Origin of the sequence: Pseudomonas ekonensis (assembly GCF_019145435.1) — a bacterium.
Lineage (GTDB): Bacteria > Pseudomonadota > Gammaproteobacteria > Pseudomonadales > Pseudomonadaceae > Aquipseudomonas > Aquipseudomonas ekonensis.
On sequence record NZ_JAHSTS010000002.1, the window covers coordinates 778,949 to 805,099 of the forward strand.

Below are 26,151 nucleotides of genomic sequence, written 5' to 3' on the forward strand. Positions count from 1 at the left end.
TAAAACTCCATTGCTTTTATATAGGAAAGAACGACTTACCAGCGAAACCGCAGGGCCGGAACCGCCGGGGCCGCCGCCGGAACGGGAGCCGCGCCCGGCACCGTCGGCTGGGGAGCCGCCGCAGGCGTCGGCGCCTCGGCCGGCAGCTCCTGCAGCTTCGCCAGCGCCAGTTGCGCACGCAGCTGATCGGCGCTGCCGTTGACCCGGTACACGATGCGATCGGCATCGACACTCTGCAGGCGCACGCCAAACGGTTCGAGCAAGCGCATCAGGGCGGCGTAATGCTCAAGGTTCATGCCCTGCACGTCCACGGTCTGCTGGCCCGACGCCCCGGGCCTGGCAACGAAGCGCGGCGCCAACCGCCCGGCGACCGCCAGCATGACCGCATCGGCCACCGCCGCCTGATCGGCGCCCTGCACGCTGCCCGCCTCCTTTTGGTCGCCGAGCCACAAGTGCCATTTGGCTTGCCACTGGCCGCCCTCCTCGCGGGCATGCACCGCCAGCAAGGCGTCGGCGCCGTAGCGCTCCGACGCGCCGCGCAACGGCGCCGGGTCGGTGCCCTCCAGGGTCGGCGCGGTGGCCACCAGCTGTTCGCTCAGATCCGCCAGCGGCAAGCGCAGCGGCAGGCCGCGGTGCTGGGCCGCCCGGCGCAACGGCGCGGCACTGGCCTGGCCGTCGCCCACCAGGCTCGAACCTTCGGCGGAATCGTTCAGCCACCAGCCCAGGATCGAAGGGCGGTTGGCGCCCCACAACGACAGGCCCGCACGGCGCAACGCCTGCTCTGTGGTGCCCGGGTCGAAATCGACTTTCAGCACCTCCGGCGGCCCCGCGTCGAAACCGTACTGGCTGATGATCTGCTGCGGATCCTTGCGGATCGCCGCCAGCCCCGGATTCTGCGGTGCCTTCGGATCCCCCGTCAGGCGCAGCACGAGGGTGTCCAGCGCCGCCTGCGTGGCGCGGTCGCGCTCCTCGGGCGCCTGACCGCTGACCGGCTCGCGCACCTGATACAGGCCTTTGAGGTTTTCGGCGTGGCTCGCCAGGCTGACCAGAGACAGACAGCCCACAAACAGCAATTTGCAAAGACGCATGGAGAATTCCCGTCGACAAGAGCGGCTGGAACAGGCCGCGTGAACCGGCCAGAGCAAGCCTGTGACCACAGGCCGCCGCAAAACATTCACACGCTGGCGGTAAGTTTTTGCACAGCCCTAACGATAGACGGTTCCCTTATACAGGCAGCGGCGCGCTCACCGACCATTCAATTGCAATTTTTTTCAGGCGATATGCCCCTGCCCGTCGGCGCGAGGATGGCCGCTGCCCCTCAAGCCTGATAAAATCGCGCGCCTTCGCAGACCGGCAACAGCCGGGCCACCCGAATGACGCGTGAGGCATCCGCCCCACCGGTTTCGGTGTCCCGCAGAAATCGGTCGTTACCCAGAAATCCCTCCCTTACAAAGGCCTGGATCATGAGCAAGCAACCCTCCCTGAGCTACAAGGACGCCGGTGTAGACATCGACGCCGGTGAAGCATTGGTCGAACGCATCAAGAGCGTCGCCAAGCGCACGGCGCGCCCGGAAGTCATGGGAGGCCTGGGCGGCTTCGGCGCCCTCTGCGAAATCCCGGCCGGCTACAAACAGCCTGTGCTGGTGTCCGGCACCGACGGCGTCGGCACCAAGCTGCGCCTGGCGCTGAACCTGAACAAGCACGACAGCATCGGCCAGGATCTGGTCGCCATGTGCGTCAACGACCTGGTGGTGTGCGGCGCCGAGCCGCTGTTCTTCCTCGACTACTACGCCACCGGCAAACTGAACGTCGACGTGGCCGCCACCGTAGTCACCGGCATTGGTGCAGGTTGCGAACTGGCTGGCTGCTCGCTGGTTGGCGGCGAAACCGCTGAAATGCCTGGCATGTACGAAGGGGAAGACTATGACCTGGCCGGTTTCTGTGTCGGCGTCGTGGAAAAAGCGGAAATCATCGACGGCTCGAAAGTCGCCACCGGTGACGCCCTGATCGCCCTGCCGTCGTCCGGCCCGCACTCCAACGGCTACTCGCTGATCCGCAAGATCATCGAAGTGTCCGGCGCCGACATCGAAACCGTTCAGCTCGACGGCAAACCGCTGACCGACCTGCTGATGGCCCCGACCCGCATCTACGTCAAGCCGCTGCTCAAGCTGATCAAGGACACCGGCGCCGTCAAGGCCATGGCCCACATCACCGGCGGCGGCCTGCTGGACAACATCCCGCGCGTGCTGCCAAAAGGCGCCCAGGCCGTGGTCGACGTGGCGAGCTGGACCCGCCCTGCGGTGTTCGACTGGCTGCAAGAGAAAGGCAACGTCGACGAGACCGAAATGCACCGCGTGCTGAACTGCGGCGTGGGCATGGTGATCTGCGTGGCGCAGGAGCACGTTGAATCGGCCCTGAACGTCCTGCGCGAAGCCGGCGAGCAGCCTTGGGTCATCGGCCAGATCGCCGCGGCCGCCGAAGGCGCCGCCCAGGTCGAACTGAAGAACCTCAAGGCTCACTGATGCCGAGCACCTGTGATGTCGTGGTGCTGCTGTCCGGCACCGGCAGTAACTTGCAGGCCCTGATCGACAGCACGCGGACCGGCGACAGCCCGGTCCGCATCGCTGCGGTGATCTCCAACCGCGCCGACGCCTACGGCCTGCAACGCGCCAGGGACGCGGGCATCGAAACCCGCTCCCTGGACCACAAGGCCTTCGAAGGCCGCGAAGCCTTCGATGCCGCCCTGATCGAACTGATCGACGAATTCAATCCCGGACTCGTGGTGCTGGCCGGCTTCATGCGCATCCTCAGCGCAGGGTTCGTGCGCCACTACCAGGGTCGCCTGCTCAACATCCATCCGTCGCTGCTGCCCAAGTACAAGGGGCTGCATACCCATCAGCGCGCGCTGGAGGCCGGCGACGCCGAACACGGCTGCTCCGTGCACTTCGTCACCGAGGAACTCGATGGCGGGCCTCTGGTCGTACAGGCAGTGATACCGGTAGAGTTGCACGATTCGCCGCAGAGCCTGGCGCAGCGGGTCCACGTTCAGGAACACCTGATCTACCCGATGGCCGTGCGCTGGTTTGCCGAAGGACGGCTGGCCCTTGGCGAACAAGGTGCTTTACTGGATGGCCAGGCACTCGCGGCCACCGGCCACTTGATTCGAAACTAGGAGATTTTATGCGTCGCGCCCTGCTCTTCGCTTGCGCTCTGCTCGCCCTGCCTCTGGCACAGGCGGCAGACCTTCAACCGTTCTCCGCCAGCTACACCGCCGACTGGAAGCAGCTGCCCATGAGCGGCACCGCCGAACGCAGCCTGACCAAGGAAGCCAACGGCGCCTGGAAACTCAGCTTCAAGGCGTCGATGATGATCGCCAGCCTGTCCGAGGAAAGCACCCTGACCCTGGACAAGGACACGCTGCTGCCGCAGTCCTACCACTTCGAGCGCGGCGGCCTGGGCAAGGCGAAAAAGGCTGACCTGGACTTCGACTGGGCCAACAAGCTCGTCACCGGCACCGACCGCGGCGACGCGGTGAAGATCCCGCTGAACCGCGGCATGGTCGACAAGTCGACCTATCAGCTGGCGCTGCAGCATGACGTGGCCGCCGGCAAGAAGACCATGAGCTATCAGGTGGTCGACGGCGGCGAAGTCGACACCTACGACTTCCGCGTACTGGGCTCGGAGAAGGTCGAGACCAAGGCCGGCCAGATCGACGCGATCAAGGTCGAACGCGTGCGCGATCCGACGCAGAGCAAGCGCATCACCGTGCTCTGGTTCGCCAAGGACTGGGATTACCTGCTGGTTCGCCTGCAACAGGTCGAAACCGACGGCAAGGAGTACAACATCATGCTCCTGGACGGCACCGTCAACGGCAAGACCGTCAAAGGCAGCTGATCCGCCGTCACCCCGAAAGCCCCGCAAACGCGGGGCTTTTCTTTGCCCGGACGATTCACACCGAGAACTTGGCCACCATGTTATTCAGGTCCACCGCCAGCCGCGACAGCTCCTGGCTGGCGGCACTGGTCTGGTTGGCCCCGGCCGAGGTCTGCATCGCCAGGTCGCGGATGTTCATCAGGTTGCGGTCGACTTCCCGCGCCACCGCCGCCTGCTGCTCCGACGCGCTGGCAATCACCAGATTGCGCTCGTTGATCCGGGTGAACGCCGAGGCGATCTCCTCCAGCGCGGAGCCGGCGGCCTTGGCCAGCTCCAGGGTCGAACGGGCGCGCAGGTTGCTTTGTTGCATCGAACTGACCGCCGCATCCGTGCCCTGCTGAATGCCGCCGATCATCTGCTCGATCTCCTGGGTCGACTGCTGGGTACGATGGGCCAGCGCCCGCACCTCATCCGCCACCACCGCAAAGCCGCGCCCGGCATCGCCGGCCCGGGCGGCCTCGATGGCCGCGTTCAGCGCCAGCAGGTTGGTCTGCTCGGCGATCGAGCGGATCACATCCAGCACCTTGCTGATGCTGTAGACCTGCTGGGCCAGGTCTTCCACCTGAGTCGCATTGGCCGTGACGTCCTCGGCCAGGGACTCGATGGAAGACACCGTCTGCTGCACCTGCTCGCGGCCGTGCTGGGCAATGCGATCAGACTCCCGCGACGCCTCGGACGTGGCCACGGCGTTGCTGGCCACCTCCTCGACGGCCGCTGTCATCTGGTTCACCGCCGTGGCGGCCTGCTCGATCTCCAGGCTCTGCTGATGCAGACCGCGGGTGGCGTCTTCGGTCACGCAGCTCAGTTCTTCCGAGGCCGACGCCAACTGACTGGAGGATTCGGAAATGCGCCGGATCGTGTCGCGCAGGCTGTGCTGCATGCTGCGCAGCGCGTGCAGCAGCCGCGCCGGCTCGTCCTTGCCGGACACATTGATGTCGCCGGTCAGGTCGCCGCCCGCCACCACCTCAGCGACGTTCAGCGATTGCGAAAGCGGCAGCACAATGCTGCGGGTCAGCAGCAGCGCCAGCGCAACGGTGATCAACGCGGTGATGCCGATCATCACGCCGACCCACACCCGTGAATTGATGAACACCAGCCGCGCCGCCTCGGTGGCGAGGTTGGCGTTGTGTTTGTTCAGCTCGACCAGCTCTTTGAGGGTGACGGCGATATCGTCCGCCAACGGGCTCATCTGGCCATTGAGGATGGCCGCCGCCTCTTCTACCTTGTTCTGCGCGGACAGCGCCATCACCTGCGCCTGGAACTCCAGGTACTTGTGCTCGGCGACCTTGAACCGGTCGAACAGCGCCCGCTCCTCCCGCAAGACGATCAGGGCGTCGTAGCGCTGCTGGGCCTCGCTCAGCACGCCGCGCAGCTCGTTGAGCTTGCTGACGTTCTGCGCCAGCGCCTGCGGGTCGCGGTTGAGCAGCAAACGCATGGTCAGCGCCCGCAGGCGCAGCATGTCCTGGCTCATCTCGCCGACCGCCATCACGCTGGGCAGCCAATTGTTGTCGACCTCGTCGGACTGGGCGCGCATGTTCGACATCTGCAGCAGGGCGAACGCCCCGAGCGCAAACACCATCAGCGCCAGCACCCCGAAACCGAGGCCGGCCCGGGGGGCGATATTGAGGCTACGGATACTCATTGCTCTGGTTCCTTCCAAAAGCGCTGCATCAACCCTGCAGCTGGCTGCTTTAGAAGGTATCGGCCCGGCGGAAATTTGCGTAAGACGAAAAAGTGATATCAAAAGGCCTTGATACTTCGAACCCTCGGCATGAACGATTCAGCGATGGTTGCCCGGACTTCAGCTCCGTTCGCCGCACGTTCACCATAGGAATGCCCAAACGGCGTCTTCGCCACCTTGCGCGACGCGCAATAAAGTGGAACGCCGACTCAGCACACATGTTCTATACCTGCGAGGTTCTTTTTGATCGAATGGCTTTCCCACCGCTTGCGAGGTTCCCATGACCGTCACCGTCAATACCGTCTGCGCCGAAGGTTTTCGCCACACCGTCCAGATCGATGACCACGAAATGTTCACCGATGCGCCCGCAAGCGTCGGCGGCGAAGGCTCCGCTCCGGAGCCCCACGATTACTTCGACGCCGCCCTCGGCGCCTGCAAGGCCCTGACCCTGAAGCTGTACGCCAAGAAAAAGGACATTCCGCTGACCGGCGTCGGCGTCGAAGTCAAACGCGACAACAGCCAGGAGCAGAAAGGCAAGTACGCCCTGCATGTCACCCTCACCCTCAAGGGCGTGCTCACCGATGCCCAGCGCGAGGAACTGCTGCGGGTCGCCGACCGCTGCCCGATCCACAAGCTGATGACCACCAGCGAAGTCAGCATCGAAACCCACGCGCCGCAAGGCTTCGACAGCCAATGATCCTCCCGGGTGCGCGGCGGGTTATGCTCTTCGCGTCACCCGCCCAGCCTGGAACGCACCATGGACAAGCAACCCCTGATCATCCGCCCGCGCGCCGAAGACGTCGAAGGGCAGCCGATCCTGCGCCCGCTGCCGTCGGCCAAATGCCGCAGCGTCGGGCCTTTCGTGTTTTTCGACCACATGCTCGAGACCGTCTACCCGGCCGGCAAGGGCATGAACATCCGCCAGCATCCGCACATCGGCCTGTCGACCCTCACCTATTTGTTCGAAGGCCAGATCCGGCACAAGGACAGTCTGGGCTCCGATCAGGTGGTCAGCGCCGGCGACGTCAGCTGGATGACCGCCGGCAGCGCCATCGCCCATGTCGAGCGCACGCCTGCGCCGCTGTGGGAGCAAAGCTTCAGGATGCATGGACTGCAGATCTGGCTGGCCTCGCCCAAGGACCGCGAACAGGGGCCGGGACACTACAGCCACCACCCGGCGGCGACGCTGCCGGTCAGCGACAGCCTGGGTGTGCAGATCCGCATGATCGCAGGCTCAGGCTTCTGCCTCGAATCGCCGGTGCCGGTGCTGTCGCCGACGCTGTACGCGGAACTGAAGATGCAGACCGCGACCACGCTGTTGATCCCCACCGAACACGAGGAGCGAGCGGTGTACGTCCTCAGCGGCGATGTGCAGCTCAACGGTGAAACCCTCGAGCCCCATGCGCTGGCGGTGTTGCCGCCCGGCGAGGAAATGAGCCTGTTCGCCGACAGCGACGCCCATGCCGTGGTGTTCGGCGGCGCACCGCTGGACGGGCCTCGGCGGATCAACTGGAACTTCGTCGCCAGCGACCCGGCGGCGATCGACGAGGCTCGGCGCAAGTGGGCGGCCGGGGATTGGCCGACGGTGCCGGGGGAAGTCGAACGGATCGAATTGCCGTAGGTTTGCGTCGCTTGCGGATCCGTCTTCGCGGGCAAGCCCGCTCCCACAGTAGCCGGCGCAGCGCACAAAACCGTGGGCGCCAGCCTGCCGGCGATGGTATCAGCGGGAGCGCCGCCGACGCGGGACAAGACAGTTGCTCCCGCATCGGATAGGCGTCGTGCACAAATCCTGTGGGAGCGAGCCTGCCCGCGATGAAGCCCCGGCAGGCTCCGGCCCGGTCAGCCCTTGAACACTTCTTCCAGCAAGTCATGCATCGACTTGAACGCCCGCGCAGCGGTCTTGGCGTCGTACATCATCTTGCCCGGCACATTGGCGTGCGGGTCGGTGAACGAATGCACCGCGCCGCCATAGCTCAGCAACTGCCAGTCCACGCCTGCCGCGTTCATTTCTTCCTCGAACGCCGGCAACTGCTCCTTCGGCACCAGCGGGTCGCTAGCCCCGTGCAGCACCAGGACCGAGCCCTTGATGTTGTTCGCGTCCGCCGGGTTCGGCGAATCCAGCGTGCCGTGGAACGACACCGCCGCCTTCACCGGCGCGCCGGTGCGGGCCAGGTCCAGTGCGCAGCAACCGCCGAAGCAGAAGCCGAACACCGCCAGCTTCGAAGTCTCCACCGCCGCTTCGCCCTGCTTCTGCAACTGTTCAAAGGCTGCCTGCAGACGCTTGCGCAGCAAGGCCCGGTCGTTCTTCAGCGGCATCATCGCTGCGCCGGCCTGGTCGGCGTTCTGCGGACGCACGGCCTGCCCGTAGACGTCGGCGATCAGCACCACATAGCCCTTGGCCGCCACCGACTTGGCGATCTCTTCGGCCCCGGCGCTGACGCCCATCCAGTTCGGTGCCATCAACAGGCCCGGACGGGCACCCTTGTGTTCGGCGTCGAACGCCAGCCGGCCTTCATAAGCCTGGCCGTCAATCTGATAGACCACGGAACGCACAGTGATTTGGCTCATTTCTGACTCCTGATGATTAAACGCCGGAAAGAAAAAACCCGCCGAAGCGGGTTTATTCAGGTTGGGGTCAAGCCGACAGCTCAACCAGCAGCTTGTTCAGACGGCGCACGTAGGCGGCCGGGTCTTTCAGGCTGTCGCCGGCGGCCAGGGCCGCCTGGTCGAAGAGGATGTGCGACAGGTCGCCGAAACGCTCCTCGCTGGCCTCGCTGTCGAGCTTCTCGATCAACGGATGGTTCGGGTTGAATTCGAAGATCGGCTTGGAATCCGGCACCTTCTGCCCGCTCGCCTCGAGGATCTGGCGCATCTGCAGGCCCAGGTCCTGTTCGCCGATGGCCAGGATCGCCGGCGAATCGGTCAGGCGATGGGATACGCGGACTTCGGCCACGGACTCGCCCAAGGCGGTCTTGAGGCGCTCGACCAGGCCTTCCTTCGACTTGGCGACTTCTTCTGCGGCCTTCTTGTCCTCTTCCGAGTCCAGGTTGCCCAGGTCCAGGTCACCCCGGGCCACGTCGACAAAGCCCTTGCCGTCGAACTCGCTGAGGTAGCTCATCAGCCACTCGTCGATGCGGTCGGTCAGCAGCAGCACTTCGATGCCTTTCTTGCGGAAGACTTCCAGGTGCGGGCTGTTCTTGACCTGCGCATAGGACTCGCCGGTGAGGTAGTAGATCTTGTCCTGGCCTTCCTTGGCGCGGGCCAGGTAGTCGGCCAGGCCGACGATCTGCTCGTCGTCGCCGTTGGTCGAAGCGAAGCGCAGCAGGCCGGCGATCTTTTCCTTGTTGGCGAAGTCTTCGGCCGGGCCTTCCTTCATGACCTGGCCGAAGTTCTTCCAGAAGCCCTTGTATTGCTCAGGCTCGTTCTTCGCCAGCTTCTCCAGCATGTCCAGCACGCGCTTGGTCAGCGCGGACTTCATCGAGTCGATGATCGGGTCTTTCTGCAGGATTTCCCGCGACACGTTCAGCGACAGGTCGTTGGAGTCGACCACGCCCTTGATGAAGCGCAGGTACAGCGGCAGGAACGATTCGGCCTGATCCATCACGAACACGCGCTGGACGTACAGCTTCAGGCCCTTCGGCGCTTCACGCTGGTACAGGTCGAACGGCGCGCGGGCCGGCACGTACAGCAGCGAGCTGTATTCCAGCTTGCCTTCGACCTTGTTGTGGCTCCAGCTCAGCGGGTTTTCGAAGTCGTGGGCGATGTGCTTGTAGAACTCCTGGTATTCCTCGTCCTTGATCTCGGTACGGGGACGGGTCCACAGGGCGCTCGCGCGGTTGACGGTTTCCCACTCCAGCGCCGGCTTCTCTTCGCCTTCGGCGGCGGGAGCCTCTTTCGGCACCTCGATCGGCAGCGCGATGTGGTCGGAGTACTTCTTGATGATGTTGCGCAGGCGCCAGCCGTCGGCGAACTCGTCTTCACCGGACTTCAGGTGCAGGACGATGCGGGTGCCGCGCTCGGCCTTGTCGAGGGTGGCGACTTCGAACTCGCCCTCGCCCTGCGACGACCAGTGCACGCCTTCGCTGGCGGGGGTGCCGGCGCGGCGGCTGTACACGTCGACCTTGTCGGCGACGATGAACGCCGAGTAGAAACCGACGCCGAACTGACCGATCAGGTGCGAGTCCTTCTTCTGGTCGCCGGTGAGGTTCTTCATGAAATCGGCGGTGCCCGACTTGGCGATGGTGCCCAGGTGGGTGATCACGTCGTCGCGGTTCATGCCGATGCCGTTGTCTTCGAGGGTGACGGTCTTGGCGTCCTTGTCGAAGCTCACGCGGATTTTCAGGTCGGCGCCGCCTTCGAGCAGCTCAGGCTTGGCCAGCGCTTCGAAGCGCAGCTTGTCCACGGCGTCGGAGGCGTTCGAGATCAATTCGCGCAGGAAGATTTCCTTGTTGGAATACAGCGAATGGATCATGAGGTGCAGCAGCTGCTTTACCTCGGTCTGGAAGCCCAGGGTTTCCTTTTGAGTTTCCACACTCATGGTCATCAAACTCCAATCAGATGGCATTGGCCGCGACCTTGCCGGTCGGCGGCGGGTTGTTCTCTGAGTTGGGGACGCGTGTCAGGATTTCAAGGGGTCATCGATCTTGAAGTGCGCGCGGGCCGTGGCGATCGGTTCGCCTTCGGTGGTCTGCCAGGCCGTGACGGCCACGTTCGCCACCCGCCGGCCCTGGCGGCAGACCTGACATTTGGCCCAGGTGTCGCGAAACTGCCCGGCGCGCAGATAGTCGAGGGAGAAATCGATGATCTTCGGCACACCGGGCGCCCCGGTGAAAATCAGCAGGTGCAGGGCGGCGGCCAGCTCCATGAACCCGGCGATCACCCCGCCATGGATCGCCGGCAACAGTGGGTTGCCGATGTTGTCCTTGTTGGCCGGCAGCCGGAACAGCAGTTCGTCGCCGACCCGGGAACATTCGACGCCGATCAGCCCGGCATACGGGATCAGCTTCAGCAGGGGCGCGTAGTCGCCCTGCGCGTGGGCCTGCTCCAGTCGCCGCTTGAGGTCGCTCATTGCCCCTCCCCCTTGATCTTGCCGCCGAAGCCCTGGGTGCCCTTGAGTCCCTTGCCCATGCGCATGAAGGTGCCGACGACGTGGGCGATCGGCTGTTCCGGGTCGTCCTGGTAGGCGAAGCCACGGGCGAAGATCACGTCCGTGGTGACCCGGTAGCATTGCGCAAAGCCATAGACATCCTTGTGCGGCTGCGCGGCGTGCATGTAGTCGATCCGCAGGTCGAGGGTCGGGCACACCTCGAATTCCGGCAGCACGCACAGCGTGGCCATGCCGCACGCGGTATCCATCAGCGACGTCAGGGCGCCGCCATGGATGACGCCGGTCTGCGGGTTGCCGACGATGCTTGCGCTGTACGGCAAGACCACCGTCAGGCCTTCGCTGTCGGCGCTGTGCACGCGCAGCCCCAACACCTGACAGTGGCGCAGGGCCGAGAGAAATCTTGTCGCTCGCTCGAAAACGGGGTTTTCGCCCATGGGATAAATGCTCTCGTCAGTGCCTGTCGCCAGTATTGGAAAGAACAGGAAAAGTTCCTTCTCATAACAAACTTATATATCTATGGAAAATGAGGAACTTAACCTCGGGCAGTGCGTTCTTAAGGCCAGTAGTTCTTTTCCACCAGGAGAAACACCCCATGCGTAAGACTTTAGCTATTGCCTTGATGTTGACCGCTTCCCTCGGTCTCGCCGCCTGCGATAAAAAATCCGAGGACAAAGCTCAAGATGCCAACCAACACGCTGAACAAGCTCAGCAGAAAATGAATGAAGCTCAGGATAAAGTGAACGAAGCGGCAAAAGAAAACGCCGAAGCCGCCAAAGATCAGGCTGAATCGAACGCAGCCGCCGCAGACGAAGCCGCCAAGAAGCAATGACCTGCTCTTCGCTGCCATGAAAGAAAACCCGCCAAGTGCGGGTTTTCTTTTGCCTGTCATTTTTCGGCAATATGCCGAAGTGGCCTGTTAGAGCAAAACGGTTCTGAACGCAGGACTGATCATCAGCAATAGGGAACAAACTAAGCCGACCACCCAGACCAGGCTGCGTTGCCAGGCCAGGTCGGCCCAATAACACAATAAGTAGACCACTCGGGCGATCACGAAGACGATCGCCAGCGTATCGATGAGCCATCCGGCCGTTTGCGTGGTGTGCGCCATCAGCACCCCCACCGCAAACAGCATGAACGCCTCGATGCTGTTCTGGTGGGCCGCCAGCGCCCGGGCGCCGAACCCGGTCAACTGCGCCTGCTGACGACGCGGCTGGTGGTTGTCGTAGCCGCCCTGCTCCTTCATGGCCTTGGCCACCGGCATGCGCGCCACATAAATCAGCAGCGCACTGATAAACACGCACCAGAACGGAATACTCATCAAGCGGCCTCTTTGGTTGCCTCGGGCGATGGTGCCTCAGTAGGGGTATAGACCATCACGTCCAGGACGTCCGAGTGAAACTCCCGGCGATACAGCACCAGCACCACGCCGGCGCTCATCAGCATGAACAGCCACGGGCTGACGAACCAGGCCAGCATGCTCATGCCGAAGTAGTAGGAACGCAGGCCGAAGTTGAACTGGTTCGCCGCCATCGAAATCACTCGTGCCGCCCGCGAGGCGAATGCCTTGCGCTCCTGCTCCGACACCTGCCGCTCGCCGATCATCGGCGCCGAGCCGACCAGGACCGCGGCGAAGTTGTACTGGCGCATGCACCAACTGAAGGTGAAGAAGGCATAGACGAACACCAGCGCCAGGCACAGCAACTTGATTTCCGACATGCCCTGGGACGCCTGCTGCACCATCGGGATGTCCGCCAGCAGCGACACCGCACGCTCGGACGCGCCGAGCACGGTGAGGATGCCGGCCAGGATGATCAGGGTGCTGGAGGCGAAGAACGACGCGTTGCGCTCCAGGTTGCCGATCACGCTGGCGTCGGCGATGCGGTTGTCGCGCAGCAGCATGCGGCGCATCCAGTCTTCGCGGTAAAGGTGCAGGACGCTGGCCAGGCACGCGGTGTCGCGGCCCTTCCAGGTAGCGTAGCGGGTGTAGCCGCCCCAGCAGATGACGAACCAGAACGCGGCGAGCAGGTGGATCAGGTTGGCTTGGATGAACGACATGCAATTCCCTGTGGAGTATGAGCGCAGTACCGGTTTCCGGCGGGCACCGGCCTGCCGGCAGGTTCCCGCAGGAATGCGTTGCAGTGCTTCGACGTTAGTTCAGGGAAAAAGACACTGCCTCACGCCCATAAAAAATGCCCCGCATCTTTTGATACGGGGCATTTCTGCTGAATCGCTCAAGGCCCGCTTTTGGCGGGCCGGTCAGCGTCAGGCGATCGCTTCGCTGCGCTTGCCCAGCAGGCGGTCGCACACCACGGCGACCACCAGCGTCATCACGCACGGCACCAGCCACGCCAGGCCCTGCTCGCTCAGCGGCAGGTGCGCCAGCTGCGACGGCATCCAGTCGGCCAGACCGGCGCCCTTGAGCGCGTCGATGGTGCCGAACAGGAACGACACCAGCATCACAGGGCCGAGGATGCGGCCGTGCTCATGCCAGAAGTCTTTGCAGAAGCTCAGGGCCACGAGCACGATGCACGGCGGGTAGATGGCGGTCAGCACCGGGATCGAGAACGCGATCAGCTTGGTCAGGCCCAGGTTGGACACCAGCAGCGAGAATGCCGCGAGGATGATCACCAGGGTCTTGTAGGACAGCGGCACGACACGGCTGAAGTATTCGGCGCAGGCGCAGGTCAGGCCTACCGCGGTCACCAGGCACGCCAGGGAGATCAGCACCGCGAGGAAGCCGCTGCCCAGCGAACCGAAGGTGTGTTGCACGTAAGCGTGCAGCACCGCTGCGCCGTTGGTGGCACCGGCCGCGACTTCGTGGCTACCGGAGCCGAGGCGGAACAGGCTGACGTACACCAGCGCCAGGCCGACGCCGGCGATCAGACCGGCGATCACCGCGTAGCGGGTGATCAGCGCCGGCGACTCGACGCCGCGGGAACGGATCGCGTTGACGATGACGATGCCGAACACCAGCGCGCCGAGGGTGTCCATGGTCAGGTAACCGTTGATGAACCCTTGGGAGAACGGCGCCGCGACGTATTCAGGCGTCGCCTGACCGATGTCGCCAGCTGGCAGCGCGAACGCGGCGATGCCGAGCACCGCCAGGGCGATGATCTTCAGCGGCGCCAGGAAGCGTCCGACGGTGTCCAGCAGGCGGCCCGGATAGAGCGAAATGAAGAACACCAGCAGGAAGTAGACGGAGCTGTAGAGGAACAGCGCCAGCGGGCTCTCGCCGGTCAGCGGCGCCAGGCCCACTTCAAAGGACACGGTCGCGGTGCGCGGGGTCGCGAACAACGGGCCCACCGCCAGATAGCAGGCCGCCGCCAGCAGACCGCCGGCGATCTTGCCGATCGGGCTGCTCAACGAATCCATCGCGCCGCCGACCTTGGCCAGCGCCACGACGGTGATCACCGGCAGGCCGACCGCGGTGATCAGGAAGCCCAGCGCCGCCATCCAGACGTTGGGTCCGGACTGCAGGCCGACGATAGGCGGGAAAATGATGTTGCCGGCCCCGACGAACAGGGCAAATGTCATGAAGCCAAGCGCCAGGATGTCCTGGCCTTTCAAAACTTTCATCAAGGAAATACCACACTACTGAATCGGAATTTAGAGAGGGATTTCCCTGTTGGGTGAGGGAAATGCTGTCAGTCCGTATGAGACTGACCCGTTTAGCGCGTTGCATGCCTTGTGGGCGGCAGACGCAAAAATGGCTGCTAGCCTAACGAATCTGTCGGACAAACGCACTGTTTGAGGGCGAACTATCCGATACGCGACGTTTCTGTGTCGCGTTTTTGAATGAAAAACAGCTACAAGCTACAAGTTTCCAGCGGCAAGCAGCGCTTGAAAGTGGCCACTTGCGACTTGAAGCTTGTCGCTGCCCGGAAACGACAAAGGCCACCCGAAGGTGGCCTTTGTGTGCTGGAGCTTGAAAGTCAGCCGAAGCTTACTTCTTCACTTCCCAGCCAGTCAGCTCGGCCAGGGCCTTGCCGATGTCCGCCAGCGAACGCACGGTTTTCACGCCTGCGTCTTGCAGCGCAGCGAATTTCTCGTCTGCAGTGCCTTTGCCGCCGGAGATGATTGCGCCAGCATGGCCCATGCGCTTGCCCGGAGGAGCAGTCACACCTGCGATGTAGGAAACAACCGGCTTGGTCACGTTGGCCTTGATGTAGGCAGCCGCTTCTTCTTCAGCCGAACCGCCGATCTCGCCGATCATCACGATCGCCTCGGTCTTCGGGTCTTCCTGGAACAGCTTCAGGATGTCGATGAAGTTGGAGCCCGGGATCGGGTCACCACCGATGCCGACGCAGGTCGACTGGCCGAAACCGGCGTCGGTGGTCTGCTTCACAGCTTCATAGGTCAGGGTGCCGGAACGGGAAACGATGCCGACCTTGCCTGGCAAGTGGATGTGACCTGGCATGATGCCGATCTTGCACTCGCCCGGAGTGATCACGCCTGGGCAGTTAGGGCCGATCAGGGTGACACCCAGCTCGTCGCACTTAACTTTCGCGTCCAGCATGTCCAGGGTAGGAATGCCTTCGGTGATGCAGACGATCAGCTTGATGCCGCCGAAGGCCGCTTCCAGGATCGAGTCCTTGCAGAAAGGAGCCGGAACGTAGATCACGCTGGCGGTGGCGCCGGTGGCTTCTACGGCTTCTTTCACGGTGTTGAACACAGGCAGGTTCAGGTGAGTGGTGCCACCCTTGCCTGGAGTCACGCCGCCGACCATCTTGGTGCCGTAGGCGATGGCTTGTTCGGAGTGGAAAGTACCCTGCGCGCCGGTGAAACCCTGGCAGATGACTTTGGTGTCTTTATTGATCAGGACGCTCATTACTTGCCCTCCGCAGCTTTGACAACTTGTTGAGCAGCGTCGGTCAGGCTGGTAGCAGCGATGATGTTCAAACCGCTTTCTGCCAGTACTTTAGCGCCCAGTTCAGCGTTGTTGCCTTCAAGACGAACAACAACCGGGATTTTCACGCCGACTTCTTTCACGGCGCCGATGATGCCTTCGGCGATCATGTCGCAGCGAACGATGCCGCCGAAGATGTTGACCAGCACTGCTGCGACATTGCTGTCGGACAGGATGATCTTGAACGCTTCGGTCACGCGCTCTTTGGTCGCGCCGCCACCTACGTCGAGGAAGTTGGCTGGCTTGCCGCCGTGCAGGTTGACGATGTCCATGGTACCCATGGCCAGGCCGGCACCGTTGACCATGCAGCCGATGTTGCCTTCCAGGGCCACGTAGTTCAGTTCGAACTTGGCGGCGTGCGCTTCGCGCGGATCGTCTTGCGACGGATCGTGGAAAGTCTTCAGCTTAGGCTGACGGTACATCGCGTTGGCGTCGATGTTGATCTTGGCATCCAGGCAGTGCAGGTCGCCGTCGGCCTTGATCACCAGCGGGTTCACTTCCAGCAGGGCCAGGTCGTGATCCTTGAACAGCTTGGCCAGACCGGTGAAGATCTTGGCGAACTGAGCGACTTGCTTGCCTTCCAGACCCAGCTGGAACGCCAGCTCGCGGCCCTGGAACGGCTGAGCGCCGACCAGCGGATCGATGGTGGCCTTCAGGATTTTTTCTGGAGTGTCGTGAGCGATCTTCTCGATGTCCACGCCACCTTCGGTGGAAGCCATGAACACGATGCGGCGGCTCGAACGGTCAACGACAGCGCCCAGGTACAGCTCTTTAGCGATATCAGTGCACGATTCAACCAGGATCTTGGTGACCGGCTGACCGTTGGCGTCAGTCTGGTAGGTCACCAGACGCTTGCCCAGCCACTGCTGTGCGAAGGCCTTGGCGTCTTCTTTGCTGCGAACCAGCTTGACGCCGCCCGCTTTACCGCGACCACCGGCGTGAACCTGGGCTTTGACGACCCACTCGTTGCCGCCGATCTTGTCGCAAGCTTCTGCCGCTTCTTCCGGGGTGTCTACCGCGTAGCCTTTGGATACTGGCAGGCCGTACTCAGCGAACAGCTGCTTACCCTGATACTCGTGAAGATTCATGCTTTTTACCGTCTTCGTTAGGTACTGCGCATTCGGCGCTGCGCTCTTTATGAGTGCCGCGCCACCTGTGACTGCTGCTTGCGCAGCCTTTCCGGATACCCGGTGCAGCTACGCAAGACTGCGTCCAGCGGACATTCCGCGGTGAGTCTTGCACGCAAGGCTCACGACGGGCCGATACCGCCGTGGTTTCTTATTGTGTCTTAACGCTTCTTGCGGTTGGCCACGTGGATGGCGCCGCCATTCACGGCCAAAGCAGCTTCGTGCAAGGCTTCGGACAGGGTCGGATGGGAGAATACCATCATGCCCAGGTCTTCAGCGCTGGTGCCGAATTCCATGCCGATCGCGCCCTGCTGAACCAGTTCGGCAGCGCTCGGGCCGATCACATGCACGCCCAGGACGCGGTCGGTCTTGGCGTCGGCGATGACCTTGACGAAACCGCCGGTGTCGTTGGCCGCCATGGCTCGGCCGGAGGCCGCGAACGGGAAGGTGCCGACGTTAACTTCAACGCCTTCGGCTTTCAAGGCCTGTTCGGTCTTGCCGACCCACGCGATTTCCGGGTGAGTATAAATAACCGAAGGGATCAGGTCATAGTTCATCTGAGCCTTGTGGCCCTTGATGCGCTCGACGACCATGATGCCTTCTTCCGACGCCTTGTGCGCCAGCATCATGCCACGAACCACGTCGCCGATGGCGTAAACGCCCGGTACGCTGGTCGCGCAGTGGTCGTCAACGAAGATGAAGCCACGCTCGTCGATGGTCACGCCGCTGTCGGCAGCCAGCAGATCGGTGGTCACCGGACGGCGACCGACGGCTACGATCAGCTTGTCGAAGGTGATGGACTGTTCGCCGTTGGCGTCGGTGTAGTTCACCACGACTTCGTCGCCGGTCACTTTGGAGCCGGTCACTCGGGCGCCCAGCTTGATGTCCAGGCCTTGCTTGGTCAGGGTCTTCAGCGCTTCCTTGGAAACGGCGGTGTCCGCGGCCATCAGGAAGGTGTCCAGCGCTTCCAGGACGGTGACTTCAGCACCCAGACGCGACCAGACCGAACCCAGTTCCAGGCCGATCACGCCGGCGCCGATCACACCCAGACGCTTAGGCACGGTCTGGAATTCCAGGGCGCCGGTGGAGTCGACGATGACTTTCTGGTCGACCGGAGCCGGCGGAATGTCGATCGGACGGGAGCCGGAAGCCAGGATCACGTTCTCGGCTTCGATGACTTCGACCGAACCGTCAGGCTTGGTGACTTCGACTTTCTTGCCGGCCAGCAGCTTGCCGTGGCCCTGGATCGAAGTGACGCCGTTGGCCTTGAACAGGGTGGCAACGCCGCCGGTCAGGTTCTTGACGATGCCGGCCTTGCGGCCGACCATCGCGGCGACGTCCATCTTGACTTCGCCGGTGGAGATGCCGTGGACGTTGAAGCTCTCTTTCGCTTCCTTGTATTTCCAGGAGCTGTCCAGCAGCGCCTTGGAAGGAATGCAGCCTACGTTCAGGCAGGTGCCGCCCAGGGCCAGCTTGCCTTCGCCATCGGTGTACTTCTCGATGCAGGCAGTGGTGAGGCCCAGTTGTGCGGCCTTGATGGCAGCCACGTAGCCGCCAGGGCCCGCGCCGATCACTACTACGTCAAATTTCTGCGACATTCAAAAAATCCTCTTGAGCGAAAAGCTTCAAGCCGCAAGCCGCAAGCCGAACCGCCCTTTCCTGCGGCTCGAAGCTTGCAGCTCACAGCTGCTTCTATCAGATATCCAGCAACAGACGAGCCGGATCTTCCAGCAGGTTCTTGATGGTCACCAGGAAGGTCACAGCTTCTTTGCCATCGATCAGACGGTGATCGTAGGACAGCGCCAGGTACATCATCGGACGGATCACGACCTGACCGTTGACGGCCATAGGACGCTGGATGATGTTGTGCATGCCCAGGATCGCGGCCTGCGGCGGGTTGACGATCGGGGTCGACATCATCGAACCGAAGGTACCACCGTTGGTGATGGTGAAGGTACCGCCGGTCATCTCTTCCATCGACAGTTTGCCGTCACGGGCTTTCTTGCCGAAGGTGGCGATGCCGCCTTCGATTTCAGCCAGGCTCATCAGTTCGGCGTTGCGCAGGACCGGCACCACCAGGCCACGGTCGCTGGAAACGGCGACACCGATGTCGGCATAACCGTGGTAGACGATGTCCGAACCGTCGATCGACGCGTTCACGGCCGGGAAGCGCTTCAGGGCTTCGGTGGCGGCTTTCACGAAGAACGACATGAAGCCCAGGCGCACGCCGTTGTGGGACTTCTCGAACAGATCCTTGTACTTCGAACGCAGGGCCATGACTTCGGTCATGTCGACTTCGTTGAAGGTGGTCAGCATCGCCATGTTCGACTGGGCTTCGACCAGACGCTCGGCGACCTTGGCACGCAGGCGGGTCATCGGAACGCGCTTCTCGACGCGGTCGCCGGCAGCGAACACCGGAGCGGCGGCGGCAGGTGCGGCGGCCTTGGCAGGCGCAGCGGCCGGAGCGGCCTTCTTGGCGGCAACGGCAGCCACCACGTCTTCCTTGGTCACGCGACCGCCCTTGCCGGTGCCGGCAACGGAAGCGATGTTGATGCCGTTCTCTTCAGCCAGCTTGCGTGCGGCAGGCGCAGCGATCGGGTCGTCTTCGCCGTCGGCGGCAGCCGGGGCAGCGGCGGCGGCGGCCGGAGCAGCAGCGGCAGCCGGAGCGGCGGCTGCGGCGCCGCCTTCAACGATGGAGCCCAGCACTTCGTCGGACAGAACGGTGTCGCCTTCGTTCTTGACGATTGCGCCCAGCACGCCGTCGGCGGTGGCCAGCACTTCCAGCACGACCTTGTCGGTCTCGATGTCGACGATCAGCTCGTCACGCTTGACGGCGTCGCCCGGTTGCTTGTGCCAGGTGGCAACGGTGCCGTCGGCGACCGATTCCGGGAAAGTGGGGGCTTTGATCTCGATAGCCATTGTCTGTGGTTCCTTAAATTCGGTTTCAGGTGCGCGAAGGCGTTAAACGGTAAACGCGTCTTGCAGCAGTTGTTCCTGCTGCTCGGCGTGCATCGATGCGTAACCGCATGCAGGTGCGGCCGATGCCTCACGGCCCGCGTACTCGAGTACGAGAGACTTGTTGAGGTTGCCGACGCTGCGACGCAGGTGGTGCTGGCTGCAGTACCAGGCGCCCTGGTTCATAGGCTCTTCCTGACACCAAACGGCGTGTTTCACGTTGGTGTAAGGCGCCAGGACTTCCTTCAGGTCGTCCTCAGGGAACGGGTACAGCTGCTCGATACGCACGATGGCGATATCTTCACGACCTTCGGCACGGCGTTTTTCCAGCAGGTCGTAGTAGACCTTGCCGCTGCACAGGACAACGCGCTCGACCTTTTTCGGGTCCAGTGCATCGATTTCCGGGATAACGGTCTGGAACGAGCCTTCGGCCAGATCTTCCAGGGTCGAGATGGCCAGCTTGTGGCGCAGCAGCGACTTCGGCGTCAGGACCACCAGCGGCTTGCGCAGCGGACGGATCACTTGACGACGCAGCAAGTGGTAGATCTGGGCCGGGGTGGTCGGCATGCACACCTGGATGTTGTGCTCGGCGCACAGCTGCAGGTAACGCTCAAGGCGTGCCGAGGAGTGCTCGGGGCCCTGGCCTTCGTAGCCGTGCGGCAGCAGCATGGTCAGACCGCACAGGCGGCCCCACTTGTGCTCGCCGCTGGTGATGAACTGGTCGATCACGACCTGCGCACCGTTGGCGAAGTCGCCGAACTGGGCTTCCCAGATCACCAGCGCGTTCGGCGTGGTGGTCGAGTAGCCGTATTCGAACGCCAGCACGGCCTCTTCCGACAGGAACGAGTCGTACAGCTCGAAACGCGGCTGACCTTCGAACAGATGCTTGAGCGGAACGTAGGTGCCGGCATCTTTCTGGTTGTGCAGGACGGCGTGGCGGTGCGAGAACGTGCCGCGGCCGATATCCTGACCGGTCATGCGGATCGGGTGACCTTCGAACGCCAGGGTCGCGTACGCCATGGTTTCGGCGTAGCCCCAGTTGATCGGCAGGCCGCCGGCTTGCATCTTCTGACGGTCTTCGTAGATCTTGGCGACCTGACGCTGAACCACGAAGCCTTCCGGAATCTCCAGCAGCTTGGCGGACAGTTCCTGCAGGGTCTTGAGGTCGAAGCGGGTGTCGTGACGCGCGGTCCAGGCGTGGCCCAGGTACGGACGCCAATCGACGAACAGCTCTTTGTTCGGCTCCTTGACCAGGCTCTTCACCACGTGCAGGCCGTTGTCCAGCGCGTTGCGGTACTCGTCGACCTTGGCCTGGACGCGCTCGGCGTCGAGCACACCGCTCTGGGTCAGACGATCGGCGTACAGCTCACGGGTGGTGCGCTGCTTGGTGATCTGCTGATACATCAGAGGCTGGGTGCCGCTCGGCTCGTCGGCTTCGTTGTGGCCGCGGCGACGGTAGCAGACCAGGTCGATCACCACGTCGCGCTTGAACTGCATGCGGTAGTCGATGGCCAGCTGGGTCACGAACAGCACGGCTTCCGGATCGTCGCCGTTCACGTGAAGGATCGGCGCCTGGATCATCTTCGCAACGTCGGTGGCGTACTCGGTGGAACGCGAGTCCAGCGGGTTGCTGATGGTGAAGCCGACCTGGTTGTTGATCACGATGTGCACGGTGCCGCCGGTCTTGAAACCGCGGGTCTGCGACATCTGGAAGGTTTCCATGACCACGCCCTGACCTGCGAACGCAGCGTCACCGTGGATGGAGATCGGCAGCACCTTCTCGCCGGTCGGGTCGTTGCGGCGGTCCTGACGGGCGCGCACGGAACCCTCGACCACCGGGGAAACGATTTCCAGGTGGGACGGGTTGAACGCCATCGCCAGGTGGACTTCGCCACCGGAGGTCATCACGTTGGACGAGAAGCCCTGGTGGTACTTCACGTCGCCGGAGCCCAGCTCGACCTTCTTCTTGCCTTCGAACTCGTCGAACAGCTCGCGCGGGTTCTTGCCGAAGGTGTTGACCAGCACGTTCAGGCGGCCGCGGTGGGCCATGCCGATCACGACTTCCTTGGTGCCGTAGGAACCGGAACGCTGGATCAGCTCGTCAAGCATCGGAATCAGGCTTTCGCCGCCTTCCAGGCCGAAACGCTTGGTGCCCGGGTACTTGGTGCCCAGGTACTTCTCCAGGCCTTCGCCGGCGGTGACGCGCTCGAGCAGGTGGCTCTTGATGTCGGCGGAGTAGGTCGGACGGCCGCGTACGCTTTCCAGACGCTGCTGGAACCACTGGCGCTGCTCGGAATCGGTGATGTGCGTGAATTCAGCGCCGATGGTGCGGCAATATGTCTGCTGCAACGCTTCGTGAATTTCGCGTAGGCTCGCCTCCTCCTTGCCGATGAACAGGTCGCCGGCACGGAAGGTCGTATCAAGATCGGCATTGGTCAAGCCGTAGTGATTGATCGACAGGTCTGCCGGTGCAGGACGCTGCCACAGCCCCAGCGGGTCAAGCTGGGCTGCCTGGTGGCCACGCATACGGTAGGCCTGGATCAATCGCAGCACTTCAACTTGCTTCTTCTCGTGCTCACTGCTCACGCTGCCGGCGGAAACCGGCTGGGCGCGGCGCTGGTTCTTTGCCAGCAGCACGAAATGATCGCGAATCGTGGAGTGCGAAACATCGGTGGCAGAGCTGCCGTCGGCTGGCAGCTTCTGAAAGTAGGTGCGCCACTCTTCTGGCACAGCGTTAGGGTCGTGCAGGTAGAGCTCATAAAGCTCTTCCACATAGGCAGCGTTTCCACCTGAAAGGTAGGCGCTGTTCCACATGCGCTGCATCACGCTTTCTTGCATGCTTGGTCACCCTCGGTTAGGGGAACACCATCGGTGTCGACACCGAGCAAACTTGCAGAAGTCCGAATGCAGCGACCAAAACAAGCCACTTAGGATCACACTGATAGTCCGGGTACCAGCCCGGATGCCCCTGCTTGTCTCATTTCTTCAAAAATAAGAGCCGCAGCTTTTGGCTGTTGCTCTGGTTATAGCCAGGGCGCGGGTTGAAGCCCGCGCCGAGACCTTCTACGGGTACAGCGGTGCCGCTTTTTACAGCGGCGGGTACAGCAGCTGAATCACACGCCGCTCGAGAGCAGCATGTTACGGATGTGACCGATGGCCTTAGTCGGGTTCAGGCCTTTCGGACATACGTTGACGCAGTTCATGATGCCCCGGCAGCGGAAGACGCTGAACGGGTCATCGAGCGAAGCCAGACGCTCGGAGGTCTTGGTGTCGCGGCTGTCTGCCAGGAAGCGGTACGCTTGCAGCAGGGCGGCCGGGCCCAGGAACTTGTCCGGGTTCCACCAGAAGGACGGGCAGGAGGTCGAGCAGCAGGCGCACAGGATGCACTCGTACAGACCGTCCAGCTTTTCACGCTCTTCAGGGGACTGCAGACGCTCGATGGCCGGAGCCGGCGTGTCGTTCTGCAGGAATGGCTTCACCTTCTCGTATTGCTTGTAGAAGATGCTCATATCGACGACCAGGTCACGGATGACCGGCAAACCCGGCAGCGGACGAATGACCAGCTTGTTGCCCTTCACCACGGCGGACAGCGGCGTGATGCACGCCAGGCCGTTCTTGCCGTTGATGTTCATGCCGTCGGAGCCGCAGACGCCTTCACGGCAGGAACGACGGTAGGAGAAACCCTCGTCCTGCTCTTTGATCAGGGCCAGCACGTCCAGCACCATCAGGTCTTTGCCACCGGTATCGACCTGGAATTCCTGCATGAACGGCGCAGCGTCCTGATCAGGGTTGTAACGATAAACACTGACTTTCAACATGGCGGTCACCCTTAATAAGTCCGGACTTTAGGTTCGAAAGTCGGAACAGTCTTCGGCGAGAAGTTCACGGCACGCTTGGCGACACGTTTCTCACCCGGGAAGTACAGGGTGTGGCACAGCCAGTTTTCGTCGTCACGGTCTTCGTAGTCTTCACGGGCGTGGGCGCCGCGGGACTCTTTGCGCACTTCTGCAGCGATGGCGGTGGCTTCGGCCACTTCCAGCAGGTTCTGCAGTTCCAGCGCTTCGATACGTGCAGTGTTGAACGCCTGCGACTTATCGTTGATCTTCACGTTGGCGATGCGCTTGCGCAGCTCGGCCAGCTGGGCGATGCCCTTCTGCATGTATTCGCCGGTGCGGAACACGCCGAAGTAGTTCTGCATGCAGCTTTGCAGCTCGCGACGCAGGGTGGCGACGTCTTCGCCGTCGGTGCGGTTGTTCAGCGCGTTCAGGCGGGCCAGCGCGGCTTCGATGTCAGCCTCGGTGGCGTCGTCGTATTCGATGCCGTCGGTCAGCGCCTTCTCCAGGTGCAGGCCGGCAGCGCGGCCGAACACCACCAGGTCGAGCAGCGAGTTGCCGCCCAGACGGTTGGCGCCGTGAACCGATACGCAAGCCACTTCGCCCACCGCGAACAGACCCGGAATGATCTTGTCCGTGCCGTCGGCGTCCTGGGTGATCGCCTGGCCATGGATGTTGGTGGCAACGCCGCCCATCATGTAGTGACAGGTCGGAACGACCGGAACCGGAGCGACGACCGGATCGACGTGCGCGAAGGTCTTCGACAGTTCGCAGATGCCTGGCAGACGGCTGTGCAGCACTTCCTCGCCCAGGTGGTCGAGCTTGAGCATCACGTGGTCGCCGTTCGGGCCGCAACCGTTGCCGGCGATGATCTCTTTGACCATCGAACGGGCAACCACGTCGCGACCGGCCAGGTCTTTGGCGTTCGGAGCGTAACGCTCCATGAAACGCTCGCCGTGCTTGTTGATGAGGTAACCACCCTCACCGCGGCAGCCTTCGGTGACCAGTACGCCGGCGCCGGCGATGCCGGTCGGGTGGAACTGCCACATTTCGATGTCCTGCACCGGCACGCCGGCACGCAGGGCCATGCCGACGCCGTCACCGGTGTTGATCAGGGCGTTGGTGGTCGAAGCGTAGATGCGGCCTGCACCGCCGGTCGCCAGCACGGTGGCTTTCGAACGGATGTAGGTGGTTTCGCCGGTTTCGATGCAGATGGCGATCACGCCGACGAACTCGCCTTCCTGGTTCTTCACCAGATCGACAGCGTAGTACTCGTTCAGGAACGTGGTGCCGGCCTTCAGGTTGCCCTGATAGAGGGTGTGCAGCAGCGCGTGGCCGGTACGGTCGGACGCGGCGCAGGTACGGGCAGCCTGTCCGCCTTTACCGTAGTCCTTGGACTGACCGCCGAACGGACGCTGGTAGATGCGGCCGGTTTCGGTGCGGGAGAACGGCAGACCCATGTGGTCCAGCTCGAACACGGCGGCAGGGCCTTCCTGACACATGTATTCGATGGCGTCCTGGTCACCGATGTAGTCGGAGCCCTTGACGGTGTCGTACATGTGCCAGCGCCAGTCGTCGTTCGGGTCGGCCGAAGCGATGGCGCAGGTGATGCCGCCCTGGGCGGACACGGTGTGCGAACGGGTCGGGAAGACCTTGGTGATCACGGCAGTCTTGTGACCGCCTTGCGCCAGTTGCAGCGCAGCGCGCATGCCGGCGCCGCCGCCGCCAATGATGATGGCGTCGAAAGAAATCGTTGGAATGTTAGCCATGAATCAGATACCCCAGAGAATCTGCACACCCCAGACGAAGTAAGCGAACATCGCGACGCCGCATACCGCCTGGAAAAGGAAACGCACTGCAGTCGCGGACTTGCCCAGCGCCATCGGCGTCAGGTAGTCGGTCGCGATGGTCCACATGCCGACCCAGGCGTGGGCGCCGAGGGCAACGAGGGCCAGGAGACTGAAGATACGCATCGCATTGTGGGCGAACAGGCCGTGCCATTGCTCATAGCCGATGCCGGGGTTCGCGGCGAGGTAGCCGATCAGAAAAATGAAATAAGCCGCGAGAACGACCGCAGACACACGCTGTGCCATCCAGTCATAGAGGCCCGAACGCGAAAGGTTCGTAACGCTGGTTACCATATCCAAACTCCTGCCAGAACGATCAGCACCACGGAAACGGCGATGATGAGTTTCGAGCCCAGGCGGCCGCCTTCCAGCGTCTCACCGATGCCCATGTCCATGATCAAGTGGCGCACACCGGCAACCAGGTGATACAGCAGAGCGGACAGGAGGCCCCATGCTACGAACTTGGCCAGCGGGCTGGTCAAGCATGCCTTCACTTCGACATAACCTTCCTCGGAACCCAAGGACTTGCCCAATGCGTAAAGCATGATGCCGAGGCCCAGGAAGAGGATGATGCCGGAAACACGGTGAAGGAACGACGTAACGCCGGTGATGGGGAGTTTGATGGTCCTTAGGTCTAGGTTTACAGGTCGTTGGCTTTTCACGGCTTTTTTTTCACACTGAAGAGCCCCTAACAATCAGGGCAAAGTTGTTGGGGAGTGCACTGGTCAGGTAACCACCACCCAGGGATGCGACCCCCAATGA

The 26,151-nt window shown here is 62.8% G+C and carries 24 protein-coding genes and 1 pseudogene; 6 read left to right on the forward strand and 19 right to left on the reverse strand.

The window, feature by feature from the left end; all coding sequences use genetic code 11:
* Window positions 1-35: 35 nt before the first annotated feature.
* The gene (locus KVG96_RS16520; RefSeq protein WP_217893075.1) at window positions 36-1,088 is read right to left on the reverse strand and encodes a DUF2066 domain-containing protein; all 1,053 of its coding nucleotides are present in this window, start codon (window positions 1,086-1,088) and stop codon (window positions 36-38) included.
* Between the two features lie 375 nt (window positions 1,089-1,463).
* Between KVG96_RS16520 and purM the strand changes: the two genes are divergently transcribed.
* The 3 genes from purM to KVG96_RS16535 are packed head-to-tail and all read left to right on the forward strand — an operon-like array spanning window position 1,464 to window position 3,894.
* Window positions 1,464-2,522 carry a phosphoribosylformylglycinamidine cyclo-ligase gene (purM, locus tag KVG96_RS16525; RefSeq protein ID WP_217893076.1) on the forward strand — a complete coding sequence of 353 codons (1,059 nt, stop codon included), beginning with the start codon at window positions 1,464-1,466 and terminating at the stop codon, window positions 2,520-2,522.
* Window positions 2,522-3,172 (forward strand): phosphoribosylglycinamide formyltransferase, encoded by a 651-nt coding sequence (gene purN, locus KVG96_RS16530; protein WP_085577732.1) that lies wholly within the window; start codon window positions 2,522-2,524, stop codon window positions 3,170-3,172. The genes purM and purN overlap by 1 nt, the downstream gene beginning before the upstream one ends.
* A gap of 8 nt (window positions 3,173-3,180) precedes the next feature.
* Entirely contained in the window at window positions 3,181-3,894 is a 714-nt protein-coding gene (locus KVG96_RS16535; RefSeq protein WP_217893077.1) for a DUF3108 domain-containing protein, read from the forward strand.
* 55 nt (window positions 3,895-3,949) lie between these two features.
* Here KVG96_RS16535 and KVG96_RS27830 read toward each other — a convergent pair whose 3' ends face one another.
* Both KVG96_RS27830 and KVG96_RS27835 read right to left on the reverse strand, forming a co-directional pair.
* Window positions 3,950-4,813: a methyl-accepting chemotaxis protein gene (locus KVG96_RS27830; protein WP_437180521.1), complete on the reverse strand. Its 864-nt coding sequence runs from the start codon at window positions 4,811-4,813 to the stop codon at window positions 3,950-3,952.
* Between the two features lie 39 nt (window positions 4,814-4,852).
* Window positions 4,853-5,575: pseudogene (locus tag KVG96_RS27835) on the reverse strand (MCP four helix bundle domain-containing protein); the annotation flags it as partial.
* 319 nt (window positions 5,576-5,894) lie between these two features.
* Between KVG96_RS27835 and KVG96_RS16545 the strand changes: the two are divergent.
* Window positions 5,895-6,311, forward strand: a complete 417-nt coding sequence (locus KVG96_RS16545; RefSeq protein WP_217893079.1) for an OsmC family protein — start codon at window positions 5,895-5,897, stop codon at window positions 6,309-6,311.
* A 60-nt stretch (window positions 6,312-6,371) separates the two neighbouring features.
* Window positions 6,372-7,235 carry a pirin family protein gene (locus KVG96_RS16550; protein WP_217893080.1) on the forward strand — a complete coding sequence of 288 codons (864 nt, stop codon included), beginning with the start codon at window positions 6,372-6,374 and terminating at the stop codon, window positions 7,233-7,235.
* Between the two features lie 218 nt (window positions 7,236-7,453).
* Here KVG96_RS16550 and KVG96_RS16555 read toward each other — a convergent pair whose 3' ends face one another.
* From KVG96_RS16555 to KVG96_RS16570, 4 genes are all read right to left on the reverse strand, one after another.
* Window positions 7,454-8,182, reverse strand: coding sequence for a dienelactone hydrolase family protein (locus KVG96_RS16555; RefSeq protein ID WP_217893081.1), 729 nt, complete (start codon window positions 8,180-8,182; stop codon window positions 7,454-7,456).
* Between the two features lie 67 nt (window positions 8,183-8,249).
* Window positions 8,250-10,151 (reverse strand): molecular chaperone HtpG, encoded by a 1,902-nt coding sequence (htpG, locus tag KVG96_RS16560; RefSeq protein ID WP_217893082.1) that lies wholly within the window; start codon window positions 10,149-10,151, stop codon window positions 8,250-8,252.
* 81 nt (window positions 10,152-10,232) lie between these two features.
* Window positions 10,233-10,682, reverse strand: a complete 450-nt coding sequence (locus tag KVG96_RS16565) for a PaaI family thioesterase (RefSeq protein ID WP_217893083.1) — start codon at window positions 10,680-10,682, stop codon at window positions 10,233-10,235.
* Complete coding sequence (locus tag KVG96_RS16570) at window positions 10,679-11,155, reverse strand: PaaI family thioesterase (RefSeq protein ID WP_217893084.1); 477 nt, start codon at window positions 11,153-11,155, stop codon at window positions 10,679-10,681. Before KVG96_RS16570 ends, KVG96_RS16565 begins: the two co-directional genes overlap by 4 nt.
* Window positions 11,156-11,313: 158 nt before the next feature.
* On the opposite strand from KVG96_RS16570, the gene KVG96_RS16575 reads away from it, so the two are divergent.
* Window positions 11,314-11,550 carry a hypothetical protein gene (locus KVG96_RS16575; RefSeq protein WP_065260459.1) on the forward strand — a complete coding sequence of 79 codons (237 nt, stop codon included), beginning with the start codon at window positions 11,314-11,316 and terminating at the stop codon, window positions 11,548-11,550.
* 87 nt (window positions 11,551-11,637) lie between these two features.
* Here the strand turns inward: KVG96_RS16575 and KVG96_RS16580 are convergent, their stop codons facing one another.
* The 12 genes from KVG96_RS16580 to sdhC all read right to left on the reverse strand — a co-directional run bounded on the left by KVG96_RS16580 (window position 11,638) and on the right by sdhC (window position 26,051).
* Window positions 11,638-12,039: an MAPEG family protein gene (locus KVG96_RS16580; RefSeq protein WP_217893085.1), complete on the reverse strand. Its 402-nt coding sequence runs from the start codon at window positions 12,037-12,039 to the stop codon at window positions 11,638-11,640.
* Window positions 12,039-12,776: a DUF599 domain-containing protein gene (locus KVG96_RS16585; protein WP_217893086.1), complete on the reverse strand. Its 738-nt coding sequence runs from the start codon at window positions 12,774-12,776 to the stop codon at window positions 12,039-12,041. Before KVG96_RS16585 ends, KVG96_RS16580 begins: the two co-directional genes overlap by 1 nt.
* Before the next feature lie 207 nt (window positions 12,777-12,983).
* Entirely contained in the window at window positions 12,984-14,297 is a 1,314-nt protein-coding gene (brnQ, locus tag KVG96_RS16590) for a branched-chain amino acid transport system II carrier protein (RefSeq protein ID WP_217893087.1), read from the reverse strand.
* 367 nt (window positions 14,298-14,664) lie between these two features.
* The gene (gene sucD / locus KVG96_RS16595; protein ID WP_011333119.1) at window positions 14,665-15,549 is read right to left on the reverse strand and encodes a succinate--CoA ligase subunit alpha; all 885 of its coding nucleotides are present in this window, start codon (window positions 15,547-15,549) and stop codon (window positions 14,665-14,667) included.
* Window positions 15,549-16,715, reverse strand: coding sequence for an ADP-forming succinate--CoA ligase subunit beta (sucC, locus tag KVG96_RS16600; RefSeq protein WP_085577743.1), 1,167 nt, complete (start codon window positions 16,713-16,715; stop codon window positions 15,549-15,551). The genes sucD and sucC overlap by 1 nt, the downstream gene beginning before the upstream one ends.
* Window positions 16,716-16,915: 200 nt before the next feature.
* Entirely contained in the window at window positions 16,916-18,352 is a 1,437-nt protein-coding gene (gene lpdA, locus KVG96_RS16605) for a dihydrolipoyl dehydrogenase (RefSeq protein ID WP_085577744.1), read from the reverse strand.
* A gap of 97 nt (window positions 18,353-18,449) precedes the next feature.
* Window positions 18,450-19,673 (reverse strand): 2-oxoglutarate dehydrogenase complex dihydrolipoyllysine-residue succinyltransferase, encoded by a 1,224-nt coding sequence (odhB, locus tag KVG96_RS16610; protein ID WP_085577745.1) that lies wholly within the window; start codon window positions 19,671-19,673, stop codon window positions 18,450-18,452.
* A gap of 42 nt (window positions 19,674-19,715) precedes the next feature.
* The gene (locus KVG96_RS16615) at window positions 19,716-22,547 is read right to left on the reverse strand and encodes a 2-oxoglutarate dehydrogenase E1 component (protein WP_085577746.1); all 2,832 of its coding nucleotides are present in this window, start codon (window positions 22,545-22,547) and stop codon (window positions 19,716-19,718) included.
* A gap of 275 nt (window positions 22,548-22,822) precedes the next feature.
* The gene (locus KVG96_RS16620) at window positions 22,823-23,527 is read right to left on the reverse strand and encodes a succinate dehydrogenase iron-sulfur subunit (RefSeq protein ID WP_065260469.1); all 705 of its coding nucleotides are present in this window, start codon (window positions 23,525-23,527) and stop codon (window positions 22,823-22,825) included.
* 11 nt (window positions 23,528-23,538) lie between these two features.
* A complete protein-coding gene (gene sdhA / locus KVG96_RS16625) occupies window positions 23,539-25,311 on the reverse strand; it encodes a succinate dehydrogenase flavoprotein subunit (protein ID WP_085577747.1) in 1,773 nt (590 codons plus the stop codon).
* Window positions 25,312-25,314: 3 nt separating this feature from the next.
* On the reverse strand, window positions 25,315-25,683 hold the full coding sequence (gene sdhD, locus KVG96_RS16630) for a succinate dehydrogenase, hydrophobic membrane anchor protein (RefSeq protein WP_055137329.1): 369 nt from the start codon (window positions 25,681-25,683) through the stop codon (window positions 25,315-25,317).
* Window positions 25,677-26,051, reverse strand: a complete 375-nt coding sequence (sdhC, locus tag KVG96_RS16635; protein WP_011333113.1) for a succinate dehydrogenase, cytochrome b556 subunit — start codon at window positions 26,049-26,051, stop codon at window positions 25,677-25,679. The genes sdhD and sdhC overlap by 7 nt, the downstream gene beginning before the upstream one ends.
* Between the last annotated feature and the right edge of the window lie 100 nt (window positions 26,052-26,151).